This is a genomic window from Burkholderiales bacterium, from assembly GCA_023511995.1.
In the GTDB taxonomy this organism is placed as follows: Bacteria; Pseudomonadota; Gammaproteobacteria; order Burkholderiales; family Thiobacteraceae; genus Thiobacter.
Map to the genome: position 1 here is coordinate 1 of JAIMAL010000020.1, position 15063 is coordinate 15063.

Genomic DNA, 15063 nt, shown 5'->3' on the forward strand with positions numbered 1-15063 from the left:
GCCTGAACTGGAAAACACCTCATCAGGTATTTATGCAATCATACAGCCGCGTTGCACTTCGAGATTGAATCCACCAAGGCAAAAAGCCAGGTGGTGGCACGAAACAGCCGGTCGAGCAGGTGGTGCCGTTTCAGGGTTGCATCACTGATGATCTTCGACATGGTGTCCCGGCAAGGAGTCAGGCGCAGGGGTCAGATGCCACTCACCACAAGGGGTTGCGCGCGCCATCCCGGATTTCCTTTTTCCAGGTCTCTTCCACGAGTTGCACCACTTTGTCCGGCAGCGGGATGTAGTCGAGGTCCAGGGCCAGCCGGTCCCCCTCCCGATAGGCCCAGTCGAAGAAGGCGAGCACGGCGCGGCCCACTTCCGGCTTGCTTTGCACCTTGTGCATGAGGACGAAGGTGGCGCCGGTGATGGGCCAGCTCTGCCTGCCGGGCTCATTGGTGAGGAGTTCGTAAAAGCCCGGCGCCTTTTCCCATTCCGCGTTGGCGGCCGCGGCGCGGAAGCTGTCGGCATTGGGCGCGACGAAAGCGCCCTCCCGGTTTTTCAGTAGGGCGTAGCTCATGTTGTTCTGCTTGGCATAGGCGTATTCCACATAGCCGATGGATCCCTTGATCTGGCGCACGTAGGACGCCACGCCCTCGTTGCCCTTGCCGCCCACCCCGGTTGGCCAGGCGACGGAGGCCTCTTCACCCACTTTCTGTTTCCACTCGGGGCTCACCTTGGACAGGTAGTTGGTGAAGATGAAGGTGGTGCCGGAGCCGTCGGAACGGTGCACCACGGTGATGGCCTGGGCGGGAAGGGCAAGGCCGGGGTTTAAGGCAAGGAGCGCCGGATCGTTCCAGCGTTTGATCTTGCCGAGGAAGATGTCGGCAAGCGTTGGCCCATCAAGACGCAGCTTGCCGGCGGCCACGCCCGGCAGGTTCACCACCGGGACGACGCCACCCATGATCACCGGAAACTGGATCAAGCCGTGCTTTTCCAGCTCGGCCACGGGCAGCGGCTTGTCGGAGGCGCCGAAATCCACCGTTTTCGCCTGAATCTGCTTGATGCCACCGCCGGAACCGATGGACTGATAGTTGAGGCTCACCCCCGATTTGGCGCGGTAGGCTTCCGCCCATTTGGCCAAGATGGGGTAGGCGAAGGTCGAGCCGGCGCCGGTGATGTTCATCGCCCGGGCCTGGCCGGCGGGGGCGAGGGCGATAGAGACCAGGACGGATACGAGGGTGAGGAAACGTTTCATGGGATGCTCCGGAACGGGAGAAACGCGAATGTTACAAAACTATTGCGGGTTTGTGGCAGGTCCCGCTGTCCCGCCGCCTTTCTTCATCAGCGGCAATCTTTGCGGGCGAAGCTCCGCGGGCGGCTTGCCGGGCATTGTGGACTGTCACATTCCTGCAACATGCTGGCTCCACAATCCCGGGCGAAGGCAGGCTCTTCGGGCCTGCTCTCCCCTTCACCCACAACATGTCAAGGAGCCAGAAAACATGAAACTTTCGCCCCGCAAGCTATTCGCCGCCCTCGCCCTGGCGACGGGTTTTGCCGCCGTGTCGGCACACGCCGCCGTCGAGGTGGACCCGGCGCTGCCCAATTACGAAAAAGCCCCGGGTGTGGCCGGCAACTTCACCAGCATCGGCTCGGACACCCTCAACAACCTGATGACCCTGTGGGCGGAGCAGTTCAAGCGTTACTACCCCAATGTCAACATCCAGATCCAGGGTGCCGGTTCCTCCACGGCGCCGCCTGCCCTGACCGAGGGCACCTCCAACTTCGGCCCCATGAGCCGACTGATGAACGCCAAGGAGGTGGAGGCCTTCGAGAAAAAACACGGCTACAAGCCCACGCCCGTGCCGGTGGCCATCGATGCCCTGGCGGTGTATGTGAACAAGGACAACCCCATCAAGGGGCTGACCATCCCGCAGGTGGACGCGATCTTTTCCTCCACCCGCAAATGCGGCTATCCCCAGGACATCACCAAGTGGGGTCAGGTGGGGCTGACCGGCGAGTGGGCGGATCGCGCCATCGCCCTCTACGGCCGCAACTCGGTGTCTGGGACCTATGGCTACTTCAAGGAACACGCCCTGTGCAAGGGTGACTTCAAGAAGAACGTGGCCGAACAGCCGGGCTCCGCCTCCGTGGTGCAGAGCGTGACGGGTCAGCTCAACGCCATCGGTTATTCCGGGATTGGCTACAAGACTTCCGGTGTGCGCGCCGTGCCCCTTGCCGCCAAGGAAGGCGCGCCCTTCGTGGAGGCCGACGCCAAGCACGCGATCGATGGCAGCTATCCCCTGGCGCGGGTGCTCTACATCTACGTGAACAAGAAGCCCAACCAGCCGCTGCCGCCCATGGAGCGGGAGTTCTTCAAGATGGTGCTGTCCAAGCAGGGCCAGACCGTCGTCGTCAAGGATGGCTTCGTGCCGCTGCCCGCCAAGATGGCCGAGAAGGCTTTGGCGGAAATCCTGAAATAACGCATCACAGCCGGCGGCGGGGCCGCCGGCGCACTCAGGGGACAGACAATGGATAAGCACGTTTTCACGGCCCTGGCACTTGCCGGGGCGCTCACCCTTTCCGCGTGTGCCACGGAGCGCGTGAGCCCACCTGCGGCGCAGCCAGCCAAACCTGCGGCCTCCCAAGCCGCGGCCGAATCCCAGGCTGCGGCGCAACAGGAGGCAAATCTCTTCATCGTTTTCGATGAGGAGCGGGGCCGTTACTACATTTTTGGCGATCCGGCGTTATACCGCATCTTTCTTGAGACGGGCGAAGTTGCCCTGGCCAGAACCTTCATCGGGGAAGGGCCGGAGGGGACCTCCCTTGTCTTCGGCCTGACCAAGGACGACGCCAAGGACGCCGGTCGTCCCACGCCGGCGGAACGCTTGTACAAAGGCCAGGCGACCCCGTCGGGTCCCTTCTATGGCGAAGTGCTGAAGGGCGGTCGCTATTACGTCTTTTTCACCTGGCCCGACATGGCCGATTACCTCAAGCACGGCGAGGTGCCCCTTACCTATACGGAGATTGGGGTCGGTCCCAACGGGGAGACGGTGATCTACGCCCTCAACAAGAACACTGCCAAGGAAGGGCGGCCGGAGGCGGCAATCAAGCGTTTCCACGCCCTGCATCCGAAGAAGGCAACAGCGGCAAACTAGGGCGGGCCACACTGCAACCCCATGGGCCAGCCCCGCGGCTGGCCCGCTTTCTGTTCTGAGGGAATCCACCAGCCAATGAACACGCCGACCTCTGAGCTGACGGGCATGCTTGCTACCCTCTCCGGCGCCCTGCGGGCACGCATGGTGAAGGACTGGCTGTTCCGGCAGGTAATGACGTTGGGCGGCATCAGCGTCATCGTTGCCATCAGTGTGATTTTTTTCTATCTCGCCTGGGTGGCCTGGCCGCTGGTGAAGCCGGTGCAGGTGGGCCCGTGGCAGGCGGTGACGCTGCCCGGCCCCGCGGCTGAGCGGACGCTCTTCTATTCCGGGGAGGAACAACGGGAGATCGGCGCCCGCTACACGGAAGGCGGCCAGGTGGTCTTCTTCGACCTGAAAACGGGTGCGCCCCGGGCCACCTTCAGGATGCCGCTCGCGGCGGGGGTGCGCATCACCAGTTTCGGCGCCGGCGACCCCTCCCACCACGTCCACGCCCTAGGGCTTTCCGATGGCCGCGTGCTAGTGGTCCAGGAAAAATACGATGTCACCTACGATGCGGCGCAGAACAACCGGCGCTTCATCACGCCCAGCATCGAATATCCCCTGGGCGAGGCACCGGTGGTTCTCGACGAGCAGGGGAAGCCCATCCAAAGCCTCACCGTGGCCAGTGCCGATGGCAGCACCACCCTGGTGGGGCAAACCGCGGATGGGCGCATCCTGGTCATGGGGGTGAGTGCACGGCAGAACATGATGACGGGGGAGGTGACCCTGGAACGCAGCGCCGGGGTCATTCCGGATTTCATGGCGCCCGTCGATCGCATGATCGCCGAGATCAAACAGCGGGAGCTCTTTATTGCCCACGGTGGCCGTTTCATCCGCCATTACGACATCACCGACAAGTCCGCACCGCGCTTCGTTCAGGAAAAACAGGTGGTGCCGGAGGGTGATCGCGTCACGGCCCTCACCATCCTTTCCGGTGGCTTTTCCCTGATTGTGGGCACGCAGCAGGGACGGCTTGCCCAGTGGTTCCTGGTGCGGGACGAGGCCAACACCCCCCACCTCACCCATATCCGTGATTTCAAGCCCCTGCCGGCGGCGGTGACCGCGCTTGCCCCCGAGTATTTCCGCAAGGGTTTCGTCGCCGGCGATGCCCGTGGCAATGTGGGACTGTATTACGCCACTTCGCAACGTCTGCTCTGGGAGGGTCAGGTGACGCCGGGAGGGGTGCGGGCAGCAGGCTTCACGCCGCGGGCCAATGCCCTCATGATCGAAGGCGAGGATGGCCATCTGCGCATCGCGCAGGTGAAGAACGATCATCCGGAAGTCTCCTTCTATGCCCTCTGGCAGCGGGTGTGGTACGAAAGCTACGAAAAGCCGGACTACATCTGGCAGTCGGCGGCGGCGACCAACGATTTCGAGCCGAAATTCAGCCTTTCCCCGCTGACCCTGGGCTCCCTCAAGGCCGCCTTCTACGCCATGCTGCTGGCCACCCCGCTGGCCATTTTCGCCGCCATCTACTCCGCCTATTTCATGTCCCCGGCCACGCGCCGGTTGGCCAAGCCCACCATCGAGATCATGGAAGCCCTGCCCACGGTGATTCTTGGCTTTCTCGCCGGACTGTGGCTTGCGCCGCTGGTGGAAAACAATCTGCTCGCCACCCTGCTTTCCTTCGTGACCATCCCCATCCTGGTCCTCGTTGCGGCCTACGTCTGGCACCGCCTGCCCATTGCCTGGAAAGCCTGGGTGCCGGAGGGCTGGCAGGCGGTTCTGCTGCTGCCGGTGGTGGCCCTGGCCATTTGGTTGGCTTTCTTTCTCGGCCATCCTCTAGAAGCGCGTTTCTTTGGCGGTTACATGCCCCACTGGTTGAACCAGCATGGCATCACCTATGAACAGCGCAACTCCCTGGTGGTGGGGCTGGCGATGGGGTTTGCCGTCACGCCCACCATCTTCTCCATCGCCGAGGATGCCATTTTCAGTGTGCCCAAACACCTGACCGCCGGCTCCCTGGCCCTGGGGGCCACCCGCTGGCAGACCCTCAAAAACATCGTATTGCTCACCGCAAGTCCGGGTATCTTTTCCGCGGTGATGATCGGGCTTGGCCGGGCGGTGGGGGAGACCATGATCGTGCTCATGGCCACCGGTAACACCGCGGTCATGGATCTCAGCATTTTCACGGGATTCCGCACCCTGGCCGCCAATATCGGCGTGGAAATGCCGGAGGCGGCGGTGGGCACCACCCATTTCCGCCTCTTGTTCGTCTCCGCCCTGGTCCTGTTCGGCTTCACCTTCGTGGTGAACACGGTGGCGGAGCTAGTCCGCCAGCGTCTGCGCCGGCGATACAGCGCTCTGTGAAAGGTACGCGATGAGAGACTGGATCAAATCGGGCGATCCTTGGATATGGTTTTCCGCCGGCGGCATGGCCCTGGCGCTGGTGCTGGTGCTGGGGGTGCTTTGGCTCACGGCGGTGCGGGGCCTCGGCTATTTCTGGCCGTCGCCGGTGGTGGAGACCACTTACGTGGAGAAAGATGGGCGCAAGGTGCGCATCATCGGTGAGGTCAAGGAAGAGGAGGAGGTGGCGGTAAAACGCTTGCGCGAGGCCGGCTTCGACATTCCGGGGGAGGCCGCCTTTACCACCCGGTTGCTCTTCAAGCTGGGCAACCGTGATCTCACCGGCACGGATTTCAAGTGGTTCCCAAGCCCCCTCCTTGGCGAATTCGCCTACCCCCGGGACGTGCTCACCGTGGAACGCCACGAATGGGGCAATCTTTACGGCCACCTGCGTGCCGTCAAGGAAAAGGGGCGGGTGGTGGCGGAGGGTGAGGCAGCCTGGCCGGAGCTGTTAAGCCGCGCCGACCGCGCCCTCAAGCTGTTCCGGGAAATCTTCCGCATCGAGCGCTACGACATCGGGGATGTGAACTACACCCTGGAGCGGCTGCGTCTGCGGGAGCGGCGGCTTCAGCTCGATGGCCAGCTCACGCCCGCCGCCAAGGCGGCCATCGAGGAAGCGCGCGCCGAGGCCAACGCCCGCTTCTCCGCCCTGCAGGAGCGGCTGGCACGGCTGCGGGAGGAAATCGCCCGTGACAGCATGATGGTGGAGGTGGCCGACGGCAGCGTGGTGGAGGTGCCGCTGGCCAAGGTGGCCAAGGTTTACCGCGCCAACGCGCTGTCGCTTACGGGCAAGATCGGCTTCTATTTCGCCAAACTCAAGGAATTCATCACCGACGACCCGCGGGAGGCCAATACGGAGGGGGGGATTTTCCCCGCCATCTTCGGCACGGTGATGATGGTGATCCTGATGTCCATCCTGGTCATGCCTCTGGGGGTGATGGCGGCGGTGTACATGCGCGAATACGCAAGACAGGGCCCGTTGATCCGCATCATCCGCATTGCGGTGAACAATCTTGCCGGTGTGCCGTCCATCGTCTACGGCGTATTCGGCCTGGGGTTCTTCGTCTATTTTGTTGGCGGCCACATCGACGAAGCCTTCTTCCCCGAGGCGCTGCCGGCCCCCACCTTCGGCAGTCCGGGCATCCTCTGGTCTTCCCTCACCCTCGCCATCCTCACTTTGCCGGTGGTCATCGTCGCCACCGAGGAAGGCCTGGCGCGGGTGCCGGAGACCATTCGCGCCGGCAGCCTGGCGCTGGGGGCGACCAAGGCCGAAACCCTGTGGCGCATCGTCCTGCCCATGGCGAGCCCCGCCATGATGACCGGGCTCATCCTCGCCGTGGCGCGGGCGGCGGGGGAGACTGCTCCCCTCATGCTGGTGGGGGTGGTGAAGCTTGCCCCGAACCTGCCCCTCGACGGGCATTTCCCCTATTTCCATCTGGAGCGGCAATTCATGCATCTGGGCTTCCACATCTATGACGTGGGCTTCCAGAGCCCCAACGTGGAAGCGGCGCGGCCCCTGGTCTATGCCACCGCCCTGCTTTTGGTGCTGGTCATCATCGTCCTCAATCTCACGGCGGTCTCCCTGCGCAACCGGCTGCGGGAGAAATACCGGAGTCTGGAAAGCATATGAAAGCCATTCACGCGGAGTCCAATATGAATACCATCACTGAACGTCAGGGAGTGGACGTGCGCGCCGCCCTGGCGCAGAACGTGGCACGGGCGGGCGCCACCGACGACATCTGTCTGGAAACGCGCAACCTGAACCTCTTCTACGGCTCGACCCAGGCGCTGTTCAACATCAACCTGAAGATACCCCGTCACCGGGTGACGGCCTTCATCGGTCCGTCTGGTTGCGGCAAATCGACCCTGCTCCGTTGTTTCAACCGCATGAACGACCTGGTGGACAATGTGCGCATCGAAGGGGAGGTGCGCCTTGATGGGGAAGACATCTACGACAAGAAGATCAATGTCGCGCTGCTGCGCCGCCGGGTGGGCATGGTCTTCCAGAAGCCCAATCCCTTCCCCAAGTCCATCTTCGAGAACGTCGCCTATGGCCTGCGCCTCATGGGGGTAAAGGACAAGCGGATGCTGGCGGAAACGGTGGAAAGGGCGCTGCGCGGCGCCGCCCTGTGGGACGAGGTGAAGGATCGTCTCGATGAAAACGGCCTGTCCCTCTCCGGTGGCCAGCAGCAGCGGCTGGTGATTGCCCGTGCCATCGCGCTGGAGCCCGAGGTGCTGCTCCTCGATGAGCCCGCATCGGCACTGGATCCCATCGCCACCGCCAAGATCGAGGAGCTGCTCTACGAGCTGAAGAGTCGCTACACCATCGTCATCGTCACTCACAACATGCAGCAGGCGGCGCGGGTCTCCGACTATACTGCCTTCATGCACCTGGGGGAGATGGTGGAGTTTTCCGACACGGACACCCTGTTCACGCGGCCGCAGGACCAGCGCACCGCTGACTACATCACCGGCCGCTTCGGTTGAAGGACACACCATGCCTGGCAAACACACCCTGGAACTCTTCGATCACGACCTCAACCTTTTGCGTGAGGAGACGCTGCGCCTTTCCACCCTCGCCGGCGAAGAGCTGGAGGCGGCGGTGACGGCACTCCTCACGGGGGACCGGGAGCGGGCACAGGCGGTCATCGACAGCGATCTCAACGCGGACCATCTGCAGGAAAGAATCCACCGCCATATGACCGTGGTGCTCGCCCGCCAGCACGCGATGGCGGACGATCTGCGGGAGATTCTCGCCGCCGGCCGTATGGCGGATTATCTGGAGCGCCTGGGCGACCAGGCGAAGAAGATCGCCAGGCGCGCCCAGCGGCTTGCCGCACCCGTGGAGCCGGGGATTGCAGAACGCCTGGGGTGGATGAAGCAGCGCATCCGCGCCACCCTGGATCGGGTGATGGATGCCTATGCGCGGCGAGATGCGGAGGCGGCCAACGTCGTCTGGAGCAGCGACGTGGAGCTGGACCAGATGTATGGCGAGCTGTTCGGGCGACTCCTTGAGCGCATGCGTGAGGACAGCAGCACCATCGCCGACGCGGTGCAGCTCCTTTTCATCGCCAAGGGCCTGGAACGCGCCGGCGACTATCTCACCAGCATCGCCGAGGAGGTGTATCTGATGGTCACCGGCATCCCCCTGCAGGGGCCGCGGCCGCGGGTGGACACCACGGCACCGCCGGACGCGTGAAGTGGCAAAACCCCGCCGACATTGACCCGCGGCGGCTTCGCCGCTAATATTGCCAGCTTTTCACAGCGAGGTTGGCAATGCGCGAGCGCCTGGTCGCGGGGAACTGGAAAATGCACGGCAGCCTGGTCGAGAACAAGGTCCTTCTCGACGGCGTGGTGGCCGGCCTTGCCGATGTGCAAGGGGTGAGCTGTGCCGTGTGCGTGCCCTATCCCTACCTCTTCCAGGCCCAGTTCGCGCTGCAGAACACGCCCATCCGGTGGGGGGCACAAAACGTCAGCCAGTACGAGAAGGGTGCCTACACCGGCGAGGTGTCCGCCGCCATGCTGCGGGACTTTGGCTGTACCTTGGTGATCGTGGGACACTCGGAACGGCGCAGCCTGTTCGGGGAGGACGATGCCACGGTGGCCGCCAAGTTCGTCGCTGCCCAGGCGGGCGGGCTTAAGCCCATCCTCTGCGTGGGCGAGACCCTGGCGGAGAGGGAACAGGGCATCACCCAGCAGGTGGTGGAGCGGCAGCTTCAGGCGGTGGTGGACCGGGCGGGGCTGGCGGCATTCCGCCACTGTGTGATCGCCTATGAACCGGTCTGGGCCATCGGCACCGGGAAGACGGCCACCCCTGAGCAGGCGCAGGAAGTGCATGCATTCATCCGCAGCCTGTTTGCGCCCCATGATGCGAAGCTGGCGGAGGAGCTGGTGATCCTCTACGGCGGCAGCGTCAAGGGCGGCAATGCGCGGGAACTTTTTGCCATGCCCGACATCGATGGCGGGTTGATCGGTGGCGCTTCTCTCAACGCGGAGGAATTCGTCACCATCTGCAAGGCGGCGCAGCGGTAAGGGAACCCTCGATGGAAACTCTGGTCTGGATCATTCACGTGCTGGCCGCCTTGGGTATCATAGGGCTGGTACTCCTGCAGCATGGCAAGGGCGCCGATATGGGCGCGGCCTTCGGCAGCGGGGCTGCCGGCAGCCTGTTCGGGGCCACCGGCGCCGCCAATGCCCTCAGCCGGGCGACGAAAATCCTCGTCATTGTCTTTTTTCTGACGAGCACGGGCCTCACATATTTCGCCGTGAGCCGGCACCAGAAGCCCCTGGCGGTGCCGCCGCCGAAGGAGGCACCAGCGAGCCAGGCGCCGGCTTCTGCGCCGGCGGGGGGCAAAGCCCAGGAAATCCCGAACTGAGCGGGCTCAGTTCGGAGCGATCGCCAACGGGGTAAAATCGCCACCGTTGGGATTGCCGACAGAACGCAATTGCCGACGTGGTGGAATTGGTAGACACGCCGTCTTGAGGGGGCGGTGGCGAAAGCCGTATGAGTTCGAGTCTCATCGTCGGCACCAGATTCATAAAGCCCCATTATGCGACAATAAACCGGGATGATCGCATAATGCCTTGATAACAAAAGAAAAAATAAAAAATTTCCGCCTTGACACCCGGCGCGAGCCGCCTCTAAACTGCCCCCATTTCCTGGAGAATGACAGACGCCGCAGCCAAGGCGTCGGGGTGGAGGATGCTCGCCAACTATTTCCCGATTTTGCTCTTCGTGCTGGTGGGGCTGGCCGTCGGGGCCGTCTCCATCGGGCTTGGCTATGTGCTTTCGCCCAACCGGCCCGACGCGGAGAAACTCTCCCCCTACGAATGCGGCTTCGAGGCCTTCGAGGATGCGCGCATGAAGTTCGACGTGCGCTATTACCTCGTGGCCATCCTCTTCATCCTCTTCGACCTGGAAATCGCCTTCCTCTTCCCCTGGGCCATCGTACTCGAGGAAATCGGGCTTGCGGGTTTCATTGCCATGCTGGTCTTCCTTGGCATCCTGGTCGTCGGCTTCATCTACGAATGGCTGAAAGGAGCCCTCGAATGGGAGTAGCGCCGCTCGGGGGAACGCAGGGGCCCCGCCAAGCGGGGATGCTGCTCAGGCGAGCGGCGCCAAGCGCCGACGCGATGCCGCCTGCCTGGGGATGGAGGGTGGAAGAGGCGCTGCCGCTCGGGGGGACGCAGGGGCCCCGCCAAGCGGGGATGCTGCTCAGGCGAGCGGCGCCAAGCGCCGACGCGACGCCGCCTGCCTGGGGATGGAGGGTGGAAGAGGCGCTGCTACTCCCGGCGGATGCCCGTGGCGTTGGCGTCGGGACTTGAGGGTGCGTGATGAGCATTGAAGGCGTGCTGGAAAAGGGTTTCGTCACCACCACCCTGGACACGGTCATCAACTGGACCCGTACCGGTTCCCTGTGGCCCATGACCTTCGGGCTTGCCTGCTGTGCGGTGGAGATGATGCACGCCGGGGCCTCCCGTTACGATCTGGACCGCTTCGGCATCGTCTTCCGCCCAAGCCCGCGGCAGTCGGACCTGATGATCGTCGCCGGCACTCTGTGCAACAAGATGGCGCCCGCCCTGCGCAAGGTCTATGACCAGATGGCGGAGCCGCGCTGGGTGCTTTCCATGGGCTCGTGCGCCAACGGCGGCGGCTATTACCACTACTCCTACTCGGTGGTGCGGGGCTGTGACCGCATCGTGCCGGTGGACGTGTACGTGCCCGGTTGCCCGCCGACCGCAGAGGCTCTGCTCTACGGCCTCGTGCAGTTGCAGAACAAGATCAAACGCACCCAGACCATCGCCCGTTAAGCGGAGCACTTGCCCCCATGAACGCGAAACTCGCCGCCATTTCCGCGCGTCTGCAAACCCTGCTGGGGGACCGCGACCACGCCTTGAGCGAGCAGGTGGGGGAATTGACGCTGGTCATTCCCCGCGCCGGCATGCTCGAGGTGATGCGGCTTCTGCGCGACGACTACGATTTGCATTTCCAGCAGCTCGTCGATCTGTGTGGCGTGGATTATTCCACCTACGGCGAGGGCGCCTGGGAAGGTCCCCGCTTCGCTGTGGTGTATCACCTCTTGTCCCTCTCCCGGAACCAGCGGCTGCGGGTGCGGGTGTTCTGCCCGGATGACGATTTCCCCGTGGTGGATTCGGTGGTGGACATCTGGCCGTCGGCCAACTGGTACGAGCGGGAGGCCTTCGATCTCTTCGGCATCGTCTTCGAAGGGCATCCGGATCTCCGGCGCATCCTCACCGATTACGGTTTCATCGGCCATCCTTTCCGCAAGGATTTCCCCCTCACCGGGCATGTGGAAATGCGCTACGACCCCGATCTGCAGCGGGTCGTCTACCAGCCGGTGACCATCGAGGCGCGGGAGATCACGCCCCGCGTGATCCGGGAGGACACCTTCCGTGGTTGACCGCCGCGCAAAACCCCTTGCCCCCTGGCCTTGCGCAATGCATGGTGCGCCTACACGGCGCATGGGCCGACAGGGGCCGGTGCCCGCTCCGGAGGCGCGCTGAACATGGCCGAGATTCGCAACTACACCCTCAATTTCGGGCCCCAGCATCCCGCAGCGCACGGGGTGCTGCGCCTGGTGCTGGAGCTGGACGGGGAAGTGGTGGAACGCGCCGATCCCCACATCGGATTGCTTCACCGCGCCACGGAAAAGCTCGCCGAGCACAAGACCTATCTGCAGTCGGTGCCCTACATGGACCGTCTCGATTACGTGTCCATGATGTGCAACGAGCACGCCTACGTGATGGCCATCGAAAAGCTGCTCGGCATCGAGGTGCCCATCCGTGCCCAATACATCCGGGTGATGTTCGACGAGATCACGCGCATCCTCAACCATCTCCTTTGGCTTGGCGCGCACGCCCTGGACGTGGGGGCGATGACTGTCTTTTTGTATGCCTTCCGGGAGCGGGAAGACCTCATGGACTGCTACGAGGCGGTGTCGGGGGCGCGGATGCATGCCGCCTACTACCGCCCCGGCGGGGTCTATCGCGACCTGCCGGAAACCATGCCCCAGTATCAGCCCTCGCGCTTCCGCAGCGAAAAGGAGCTGGCGCGGCTGAACGAAGCCAGACAGGGTTCATTGCTCGATTTCATCGAGGATTTCACCAACCGCTTCCCCGCCCTGCTGGATGAATATGAGACGCTGCTCACCGACAACCGCATCTGGAAGCAGCGGCTGGTGAACATCGGCGTGGTGCCACCCGAGCGGGCCATCGCCCTGGGTTTCACCGGCCCCATGCTGCGGGGTTCCGGCGTGGCCTGGGACCTGCGCAAGAAACAGCCCTACGCCGTGTATGACCGGCTCGATTTCGACATTCCGGTGGGGGTCAACGGCGACTGCTATGACCGGTACCTGGTGCGCATGGAGGAGATGCGGCAGAGCAACCGCATCATCCGCCAGTGTGTGGACTGGCTGCGCAGGAATCCGGGGCCGGTGATCACCGACGATCACAAAGTGGCGCCGCCCTCGCGGCTGGCGATGAAATCCAACATGGAAGAGCTGATCCACCACTTCAAACTCTTCACCGAGGGCTTCCACGTGCCCAAGGGCGAGTGCTACGCTGCGGTGGAACATCCGAAGGGGGAGTTCGGCATCTACCTCGTATCGGACGGGGCCAACAAACCCTACCGCCTGAAAATCCGCGCGCCGGGTTTTGCCCATCTGGCCGCCATGGACGAAATGGCCCGCGGCCACATGATCGCCGATGTGGTGGCCATCATCGGCACCATGGACATCGTGTTCGGGGAGATCGATCGCTGATGTTGTCTGCCGAATCCCTTGCCCGCATCGACCGCGAGATCGCCAAATATCCCGCGGACCAGAAGCAGTCTGCGATCATGGCGGCCCTGCGCATCGCCCAGGAGGAGAAGGGCTGGCTTGCCGAGGAAACCATCCGCTTCGTGGCGGAATATCTGGGCATGCCCCCCATCGCCGCCTATGAGGTGGCCACCTTCTACAACATGTACAACACCCGTCCGGTGGGGCGCTACAAGCTCACCGTGTGCACCAATCTGCCCTGCCAGCTCACCCAGCGCCACGACATCGGCGCCTATCTGCAGCAGAAGCTGGGCATCGGCTGGGGCGAGACCACCGAAGACGGCCGCTTCACCCTCGTTGAGGGCGAGTGCATGGGTTCCTGCGACGGGGCGCCGCTGCTCCTCGTCAACAACCACCGGATGCTGACGCAGCTCACGCCGGAGGCGGTGGACAAGCTGTTGTCGGAGCTCGAATAGGCCATGTCGGAAAAGGTCATCTTCACCACCCGCGAGCTGCCGGAGCCGGCGACCCTGGCCACCTACGAGCGGGTGGGCGGCTACCAGGCGCTGCGCCGGATTCTGGCGGAGAAAATCCCGCCGGAGGCCATCATCGCCGAGATCAAGACCTCCGCCCTGCGGGGGCGGGGCGGTGCGGGTTTCCCCACCGGCCTCAAGTGGAGCTTCATCCCTCGCCATCTGCCCGGTCCCAAATACATCGTCTGCAACTCCGACGAGGGGGAACCCGGCACCTTCAAGGATCGTGACATCCTGCGCTACAACCCCCACAGCGTGATCGAGGGCATGATCATCGCCGGCTACACGCTGGGGGCGCAGACCGGTTACAACTACATCCACGGCGAAATCTTCGAGCTCTACGAAGCCTTCGAGCGGGCCCTGGAGGAGGCGCGCGCCGCGGGTTATCTGGGGCGCAACATCCTCGGTTCCGGATTCGATTTCGATATTCATGCCCATCACGGCTACGGCGCCTATATCTGTGGCGAGGAGACGGCGCTGCTCGAGTCCATCGAGGGCAAGAAGGGCCAGCCCCGCTTCAAGCCGCCTTTCCCCGCCAGTTTTGGCCTTTACGGGCGGCCGACGGTGATCAACAACACCGAGACCTTCGCCTGCATTCCCTACATCGTGCGCAACGGCGGGCAGAAATTCCTGGAGCTGGGCAAACCCAACAACGGGGGCACCAAGATATTCTCCGTCTCCGGCAAGGTGAACCGCCCCGGCAACTATGAAATCCCCCTGGGCACCCCCTTTGCGGAATTGCTGGAAATGGCCGGTGGCATGCGCGAGGGCTACCGGCTCAAAGCGGTGATTCCTGGCGGCTCCTCCACCCCGGTGCTGCCCGCCGAGGTGATGATGCAATGCACCATGGACTACGATTCCATCGCCAAGGCGGGCTCCATGCTGGGTGCGGGGTCGGTCATCCTCATCGACCACACGGTGTGCATGGTGCGGGCCCTTGAGCGCCTGGCGTATTTCTATTTCGAGGAATCCTGCGGCCAATGCACGCCCTGCCGCGAGGGCACGGGGTGGTTGTACCGGGTCATCCATCGCATCGAACACGGCAAAGGGCGGCCGGAGGACCTCGACCTGCTGGAAAGTGTTTCCCGCAACATCGGCGGCCGCACCATCTGCGGCCTGGGCGATGCGGCGGCAACACCGGTGCAGAGTTTCCTCAAACATTTTCGTCATGAATTTGAACACCACATCGAGCATGGCAGATGCCTCGATGGTTGTCACTGAGCG

15 protein-coding genes and 1 tRNA gene are annotated in these 15063 nt (G+C 63.5%); 15 read left to right on the forward strand and 1 reads right to left on the reverse strand.

Annotation, left to right across the window (positions count from 1 at the left end; translation table 11 throughout):
• Window positions 1-202 precede the first annotated feature (202 nt).
• Window positions 203-1243, reverse strand: coding sequence for a phosphate ABC transporter substrate-binding protein PstS (gene pstS, locus K6T56_10225; protein MCL6556726.1), 1041 nt, complete (start codon window positions 1241-1243; stop codon window positions 203-205).
• 244 nt (window positions 1244-1487) lie between these two features.
• On the opposite strand from pstS, the gene K6T56_10230 reads away from it, so the two are divergent.
• From K6T56_10230 to nuoF, 15 genes are all read left to right on the forward strand, one after another.
• Window positions 1488-2468 carry a phosphate ABC transporter substrate-binding protein gene (locus tag K6T56_10230; GenBank protein ID MCL6556727.1) on the forward strand — a complete coding sequence of 327 codons (981 nt, stop codon included), beginning with the start codon at window positions 1488-1490 and terminating at the stop codon, window positions 2466-2468.
• 48 nt (window positions 2469-2516) lie between these two features.
• Entirely contained in the window at window positions 2517-3143 is a 627-nt protein-coding gene (locus K6T56_10235; GenBank protein MCL6556728.1) for a hypothetical protein, read from the forward strand.
• A 105-nt stretch (window positions 3144-3248) separates the two neighbouring features.
• Complete coding sequence (locus K6T56_10240) at window positions 3249-5492, forward strand: ABC transporter permease subunit (protein ID MCL6556729.1); 2244 nt, start codon at window positions 3249-3251, stop codon at window positions 5490-5492.
• A 10-nt stretch (window positions 5493-5502) separates the two neighbouring features.
• Window positions 5503-7158, forward strand: coding sequence for a phosphate ABC transporter permease PstA (pstA, locus tag K6T56_10245; GenBank protein MCL6556730.1), 1656 nt, complete (start codon window positions 5503-5505; stop codon window positions 7156-7158).
• A gap of 23 nt (window positions 7159-7181) precedes the next feature.
• A complete protein-coding gene (gene pstB, locus K6T56_10250) occupies window positions 7182-8015 on the forward strand; it encodes a phosphate ABC transporter ATP-binding protein PstB (GenBank protein ID MCL6556731.1) in 834 nt (277 codons plus the stop codon).
• A gap of 10 nt (window positions 8016-8025) precedes the next feature.
• Window positions 8026-8727: a phosphate signaling complex protein PhoU gene (gene phoU, locus K6T56_10255; protein ID MCL6556732.1), complete on the forward strand. Its 702-nt coding sequence runs from the start codon at window positions 8026-8028 to the stop codon at window positions 8725-8727.
• A 77-nt stretch (window positions 8728-8804) separates the two neighbouring features.
• Window positions 8805-9560 carry a triose-phosphate isomerase gene (gene tpiA, locus K6T56_10260; GenBank protein MCL6556733.1) on the forward strand — a complete coding sequence of 252 codons (756 nt, stop codon included), beginning with the start codon at window positions 8805-8807 and terminating at the stop codon, window positions 9558-9560.
• A gap of 11 nt (window positions 9561-9571) precedes the next feature.
• Window positions 9572-9904: a preprotein translocase subunit SecG gene (gene secG, locus K6T56_10265; GenBank protein ID MCL6556734.1), complete on the forward strand. Its 333-nt coding sequence runs from the start codon at window positions 9572-9574 to the stop codon at window positions 9902-9904.
• Between the two features lie 71 nt (window positions 9905-9975).
• Window positions 9976-10060: transfer RNA gene (locus K6T56_10270), tRNA-Leu, on the forward strand.
• Between the two features lie 170 nt (window positions 10061-10230).
• Window positions 10231-10587, forward strand: coding sequence for an NADH-quinone oxidoreductase subunit A (locus K6T56_10275; protein MCL6556735.1), 357 nt, complete (start codon window positions 10231-10233; stop codon window positions 10585-10587).
• A gap of 275 nt (window positions 10588-10862) precedes the next feature.
• Window positions 10863-11339, forward strand: coding sequence for an NADH-quinone oxidoreductase subunit B (locus K6T56_10280; GenBank protein MCL6556736.1), 477 nt, complete (start codon window positions 10863-10865; stop codon window positions 11337-11339).
• 17 nt (window positions 11340-11356) lie between these two features.
• Complete coding sequence (locus K6T56_10285) at window positions 11357-11950, forward strand: NADH-quinone oxidoreductase subunit C (GenBank protein ID MCL6556737.1); 594 nt, start codon at window positions 11357-11359, stop codon at window positions 11948-11950.
• A 105-nt stretch (window positions 11951-12055) separates the two neighbouring features.
• Window positions 12056-13309, forward strand: coding sequence for an NADH-quinone oxidoreductase subunit D (locus K6T56_10290; protein ID MCL6556738.1), 1254 nt, complete (start codon window positions 12056-12058; stop codon window positions 13307-13309).
• A complete protein-coding gene (gene nuoE, locus K6T56_10295; protein MCL6556739.1) occupies window positions 13309-13782 on the forward strand; it encodes an NADH-quinone oxidoreductase subunit NuoE in 474 nt (157 codons plus the stop codon). The genes K6T56_10290 and nuoE overlap by 1 nt, the downstream gene beginning before the upstream one ends.
• Before the next feature lie 3 nt (window positions 13783-13785).
• Complete coding sequence (nuoF, locus tag K6T56_10300) at window positions 13786-15060, forward strand: NADH-quinone oxidoreductase subunit NuoF (GenBank protein MCL6556740.1); 1275 nt, start codon at window positions 13786-13788, stop codon at window positions 15058-15060.
• Window positions 15061-15063: the final 3 nt, after the last annotated feature.

Bases quoted from the DNA above. Each gene is read 5' to 3' on its own strand.
- pstA (MCL6556730.1), top strand. From the start codon at position 5,503: ATGAGAGACTGGATCAAATCGGGCGATCCTTGGATATGGTTTTCCGCC.
- pstS (MCL6556726.1), bottom strand. From the start codon at position 1,243: ATGAAACGTTTCCTCACCCTCGTATCCGTCCTGGTCTCTATCGCCCTC.
- pstB (MCL6556731.1), top strand. From the start codon at position 7,182: ATGAATACCATCACTGAACGTCAGGGAGTGGACGTGCGCGCCGCCCTG.
- phoU (MCL6556732.1), top strand. From the start codon at position 8,026: ATGCCTGGCAAACACACCCTGGAACTCTTCGATCACGACCTCAACCTT.
- K6T56_10290 (MCL6556738.1), top strand. From the start codon at position 12,056: ATGGCCGAGATTCGCAACTACACCCTCAATTTCGGGCCCCAGCATCCC.
- tpiA (MCL6556733.1), top strand. From the start codon at position 8,805: ATGCGCGAGCGCCTGGTCGCGGGGAACTGGAAAATGCACGGCAGCCTG.
- nuoE (MCL6556739.1), top strand. From the start codon at position 13,309: ATGTTGTCTGCCGAATCCCTTGCCCGCATCGACCGCGAGATCGCCAAA.
- K6T56_10240 (MCL6556729.1), top strand. From the start codon at position 3,249: ATGCTTGCTACCCTCTCCGGCGCCCTGCGGGCACGCATGGTGAAGGAC.
- K6T56_10230 (MCL6556727.1), top strand. From the start codon at position 1,488: ATGAAACTTTCGCCCCGCAAGCTATTCGCCGCCCTCGCCCTGGCGACG.
- K6T56_10275 (MCL6556735.1), top strand. From the start codon at position 10,231: ATGCTCGCCAACTATTTCCCGATTTTGCTCTTCGTGCTGGTGGGGCTG.
- K6T56_10280 (MCL6556736.1), top strand. From the start codon at position 10,863: ATGAGCATTGAAGGCGTGCTGGAAAAGGGTTTCGTCACCACCACCCTG.
- nuoF (MCL6556740.1), top strand. From the start codon at position 13,786: ATGTCGGAAAAGGTCATCTTCACCACCCGCGAGCTGCCGGAGCCGGCG.
- K6T56_10285 (MCL6556737.1), top strand. From the start codon at position 11,357: ATGAACGCGAAACTCGCCGCCATTTCCGCGCGTCTGCAAACCCTGCTG.
- secG (MCL6556734.1), top strand. From the start codon at position 9,572: ATGGAAACTCTGGTCTGGATCATTCACGTGCTGGCCGCCTTGGGTATC.
- K6T56_10235 (MCL6556728.1), top strand. From the start codon at position 2,517: ATGGATAAGCACGTTTTCACGGCCCTGGCACTTGCCGGGGCGCTCACC.